2 protein-coding genes are annotated in these 2,045 nt (G+C 42.4%); both read left to right on the top strand.

All coding sequences use genetic code 11. The annotated features are described in order from the left end of the window. The first annotated feature begins 181 nt into the window (after positions 1-181). Positions 182-1,729: an IS21 family transposase gene (gene istA, locus LB467_RS18495; RefSeq protein WP_224475634.1), complete on the top strand. Its 1,548-nt coding sequence runs from the start codon at positions 182-184 to the stop codon at positions 1,727-1,729. Between the two features lie 11 nt (positions 1,730-1,740). Continuing rightward, on the top strand, positions 1,741-2,045 hold a 305-nt coding region (locus LB467_RS18490), incomplete at its 3' end, for an ATP-binding protein (protein WP_224475633.1).

Below are 2,045 nucleotides of genomic sequence, written 5' to 3'. Positions count from 1 at the left end.
TGCACAATCCGGTGAAAACGGACACCCATTCCGCTGGAAAGCGGACAGTGATTCCGGACTAAAGCGGACACCCATTCCGGGGCAAAACGGACAGTGATTCCGTTTCAAAGCGGACAGCTATTCCGGAGCAAAACGGACACTTTTCTCATCTTAGTGCCATTAACTTTTAAAAGAAAGGATAATGGCCAACAATCCGATAGGTATGAGAGAAGTACGCGAACTATTACGATTATATTTTAAACAAGGACTCAGTGGCCGTAAAGCGGCTAAGGTAGCCGGTATTGGGAAAACTGCAGCAAGCCAGTATATTGCTGGTTTTAAAAGCAGTGGGATCTCCATTTCAGCAATTTCAGGGATGAATGACAGTGAACTCATCAACCTGATCAATATCCGAAAACAAACACAGAATCCCCGCTACACAACCTTAGAAAAGCTATTTCCTTATTTTGAAAAAGAACTTAAAAAAGTAGGTGTCACCCTGCATCTGCTGTGGGAGGAATATAGGCAGACCCGCAAGGATGGCTATGAATACAGCCAGTTCTGCCATCATTATTACCATTGGCGCAAGGAGAGTAAGGTCAGCATGCATATGGAGCATAAGGCTGGAGATAAACTCTTTGTGGACTTTACGGGTAAAAAACTTTACATCACTGACCCGGCTACCGGGGAGCGAGAAGCTTGCGAAGTATTTGTCAGTGTACTGGGTTGCAGCCAACTCTGTTATATAGAAGCGGTCCCATCACAAAAGAAAGAGGATTGGATCGCAGTTAATCAAAATGCCCTTCAATTTTACGGAGGAGCTCCTGCTGCAATTGTACCGGATTGCCTGCGCTCTGCTGTGAGTAAATCCAATAAATACGAGCCTAAAGTAAATCAAACCTACCAGGATTTTGGGGAGCATTACGGGACGGTAATATTACCGGCCAGGGCTTTACATCCCCAGGATAAAAGTCTAGCTGAAAACTTTGTACGATTAGCCTATCAACGTATTTATGCTCCTTTACGCAATGAGGTTTTCTACTCCCTCGAAGAACTTAATCAAGCACTTTGGGAGAAGCTTGAGCTGCACAACAAAAAGAACTTTCAGCATAAATCCTACAGTCGGCAAAGCCTTTTTGATCAGGTAGAAAAGCAGGAATTAAAAGCCTTGCCAACTACCTGCTATGAGTTAAAACACTTCTCTCAACTCAAGGTTCAATACAATCATCATATTTATTTAAAAGCCGATAAACACTACTACAGCATTCCCTTTAAATATACCGGCAAAAAGGTGAAAGTTATTTATACCCTCTCCAATGTGGAGGCCTATTATAATAATGAAAGAATTGCTTTGCATCAGCGAAATCGTAAACCTTATGGTTATACCACTAAGAATGAACACCGTCCTGCCCATCACCAGTTCCAGGCTGAATGGACCTCGGAGCGTTTCATCAGCTGGGGCCGGTCCATAGGACCTGAAGTAGAGCAACTCATTGCCAAAATACTGGATAGCCGTCCCCACCCGGAACAAGCCTACAGAAGCTGCATGGGACTCTTAAACCTGGCTAAGAAACATCCCAAACCAGCTTATCGAAAAGCTTGTAAAAAAGCCCTTGAAATGAACTGTCTGCAATATAAGTTCATCAAGAATATACTCCATAATAAGACTTTTGATGTTCAAGAGGAACCTCTTGAACTGTTCGAATTACCCACTCATAATAATATACGAGGAAAAGAAAACTTTAATTAAAATCAATACTTATGAACACAAATGCCACCTTTGAAAAGTTACACACGATGCGATTACACGGTTTTGCACAGGCTTATCGGGAAATTACCGAAAGTACCCAGGAGAAGAACTTCTCCCTGGATGAATGTATCGCCCATCTTATTGAAGCCGAATACGAAGACCGCTACAATAAGAAATTAAAGCGGTTGATCCGCCAGGCACGGTTTAAACAACAAGCCTCCTTTGAACAAATCAATTTTAATCAGCCCAGAGGTATAGATAAAAATATGCTGCTTCGTTTACAACAGGGAGACTGGATTAAAAAATCAAGGGACCT

The sequence above is a fragment of the Salegentibacter tibetensis genome (assembly GCF_020164485.1).
Taxonomy (GTDB): Bacteria; Bacteroidota; Bacteroidia; order Flavobacteriales; family Flavobacteriaceae; genus Salegentibacter; species Salegentibacter tibetensis.
The sequence above is the reverse complement of the archived record's forward strand: the minus strand, read 5'-3'. Positions and strand labels throughout refer to the sequence as shown.